Consider the following 2,552-nt stretch of genomic DNA (forward strand, 5'->3'; position numbering starts at 1 on the left):
CGCGCGCCCACCTCGACGGTCCGGGGATGGGACTCCATGCCCACCCTCATCAGCAGATCAGCGTGATCAGGGTCCACTCCGTCCAGGCGGCTCGGCGCGCCTCCGGCCATCACTGTCACGGCTGTGTCCCGTATCGGTCTGTGCGTGCCCGATTCCGAGAAGTCGCGGCGGCCGGGTGGGCCTTACTTTAGGGAGCCGGAGTCCATGAAGGATCTCTACTGGGATCCGTTCGACAAGGTGATCGACGTCGACCCGTATCCGGTGTGGCGCCGGATGCGCGACGAGGCACCGGTATACCGCAACGACAGGTTCGACTTCTACGCGTTGTCCCGGCATACGGATGTCGACGGGGCGCACCTCGACCCGGTGACGTTCAGCTCGGCGCACGGCACGGTGCTGGAGCTGATGGGGCCTGAGCCGATGAACGTCGGTCAGATGATTTTCATGGATCCGCCGACGCACACGACGATGCGGGTGCTCGTCTCGAGGGCCTTCACACCGCGGCGAATCGGGGGGATGGAGGGCACGGTCCGCCGGATCGCCGCCGGGCTGCTCGACGACAGGGTCGGCTCCGGCGGTTTTGACTACGTCCAGGACTTCGCGGCCCTGCTGCCCTCGACGGTGATCTCCGAGCTGATCGGCGTCGACCCCGCCGACCGCGAGGAGATCCGGCACGCGATCGACGAGGCGCTCTACATCGACGACGAGAAGGGGATGATCAACGATGTCGCCTTCGCCGCCCGGATCAAGCTGCACACGTACTTCTCCGAGCAGCTCGAGGCGCGGCGCCGAAACCCACGCGACGACATGATGACAGCCCTGATCCAGGCCGAGGTGCAGGGCGAGGGCGGTACCCGTCGGCTCTCTACCTCGGAGGCCGCCGACTTCACCAACCTGCTGGTGAGCGCCGGCACGGAGACGGTGGCCCGCCTTCTCGGCTGGGCGGGCGCGCTGCTGGCCGAACATCCCAAGGCGCGCGCTGAGCTCGTCGCCAACCCGTCGCTGATCAGGAACACGCTCGAGGAGACGCTGCGCTACGAGGCGCCGTCCCCCGTCCAGGGACGGATGACCAAGCGGGACGTCGAGCTGCACGGCACCACCATCCCGGCTGGGTCGAAGGTCCTGCTGCTCACCGCGTCCGCCGGACGAGACGAGCGCAAGTATCCCGACCCGGACCGTTACGACATCTACCGCGAGTTTGACAGCCACGTGTCGTTCGGCCACGGGATCCACTTCTGTCTCGGCGCGGGCCTGGCCCGCCTCGAAAGCCGGGTGGCAATCGAGGAAACCGTGCGCCGCTTCCCGACCTGGGACGTCGACCACGCGAACACTGTCCGCCTGCACACCAGTACGGTCCGCGGCTACGCGAAGCTGCCCATCACCTTCTGACGGGGAAAGTCAATGTCCCGCGGTCGGCTGAGCGAACGAGTCCACGTGACAGCGGATCGCGCGGCGGCCGCTTGTCTTTCTGCCCATGCCAGTCGGTGTTGGGCCGGTTGAGAATGGAGCGACCTGTATGACACGGGTAGCTGTCGTGACGGGTGGCGCGTCCGGACTGGGTCTGGCGATCTGCCAGCACTTGGCCGGCGCAGACCGGCGGGTGGCGGTTCTCGACCTGAACGGGGCCGCTGCCAAGGACACTGCGCAGGGCCTGCGCGCCGCCGGCGCGCAGGCGATGGCGGTCGAGGTCGACGTCTCGGACCGCGCGTCGGTCGACGCGGCTTTCGACCGGGTGCGGGCCGAGTTCGGGCCCGTGCAGATCGTCGTGACCAGCGCGGCGATCTCCGGGTTCACTCCCTTTGAGGAAATCACCGTCGACCTGTGGAACCGCTACCTGGCGGTGAACCTGACCGGCACCTTCCACTGCGTCCAGTCCGCGATCGAGGACATGGTCGCGGCCGGCTGGGGCCGCGTCGTGACGATCTCGTCCGCGGCAGGGCAGACCGGCACGGCCCGCCAAGGTCACTACTCGGCGACGAAGGGCGGCGTGATAGCTCTCACCAAGGCCGTCGCGCTCGAGTACGCCGCCCGCGGTATCACCGCCAACACCATCCCGCCATTTGCGGTGGACACTCCGTCGCTGCGCGGCCAGCAGAGCAGCCGGAATCTCCCGAAGACCGAGCGCATCGCCCGGATGATCCCCGCTGGCCGGATAGGCACGCCCGACGACATCGCCGCGACCTGCGCCTTCCTGTGCTCGGAGGCAGCGGGCTACATCACCGGGCAGGTCATCGCCGCAAACGGAGGAGCCATTCTGTGAGTGACAGATTCTCGCTCGAGGGTCGCGTCGCGGTCGTCACCGGCGGCGGGACCGGGATCGGTCGGGGTTCGGCCTTGGCGTTGGCCGAGTACGGCGCCGATGTGGTGCTCTCGGCGCGACGCGCGGAGCCGCTGGAGTCGACCGCCAAGGAAATCGAGGCCTTGGGCCGCCGCGCTCTAGCCCTGCCGGCTGATGTCACCAAGCCCGAAGAGTGCCAGCGGATCGTCGACGGCACCCTTGCCGAGTTCGGCCGGCTCGACATCCTGGTCAACTGCGCCGGCGGCGCGGAGAC

Annotated in this window: 3 protein-coding genes; all 3 read left to right on the top strand. The window is 68.3% G+C overall.

The genetic code is table 11. The features are described from left to right. Positions 1-204 precede the first annotated feature (204 nt). Entirely contained in the window at positions 205-1,389 is a 1,185-nt protein-coding gene (locus I6A81_RS40890; protein WP_203008271.1) for a cytochrome P450, read from the top strand. A 127-nt stretch (positions 1,390-1,516) separates the two neighbouring features. Next, positions 1,517-2,260, top strand: a complete 744-nt coding sequence (locus I6A81_RS40895) for an SDR family NAD(P)-dependent oxidoreductase (protein ID WP_203008272.1) — start codon at positions 1,517-1,519, stop codon at positions 2,258-2,260. After that, positions 2,257-2,552, top strand: a 296-nt coding sequence (locus tag I6A81_RS40900; RefSeq protein WP_203008273.1) for an SDR family NAD(P)-dependent oxidoreductase, incomplete at its 3' end; no start/stop codon positions are given. The genes I6A81_RS40895 and I6A81_RS40900, both read left to right, overlap by 4 nt.

The sequence above is a fragment of the Frankia nepalensis genome, from assembly GCF_016786325.1.
In the GTDB taxonomy this organism is placed as follows: Bacteria; Actinomycetota; Actinomycetes; order Frankiales; family Frankiaceae; genus Pseudofrankia; species Pseudofrankia nepalensis.

What these genes read in the sequence shown, in the direction of transcription:
- I6A81_RS40890 (WP_203008271.1), top strand. Translation starts at nt 205, where the DNA reads ATGAAGGATCTCTACTGGGATCCGTTCGACAAGGTGATCGACGTCGAC.
- I6A81_RS40895 (WP_203008272.1), top strand. Translation starts at nt 1,517, where the DNA reads ATGACACGGGTAGCTGTCGTGACGGGTGGCGCGTCCGGACTGGGTCTG.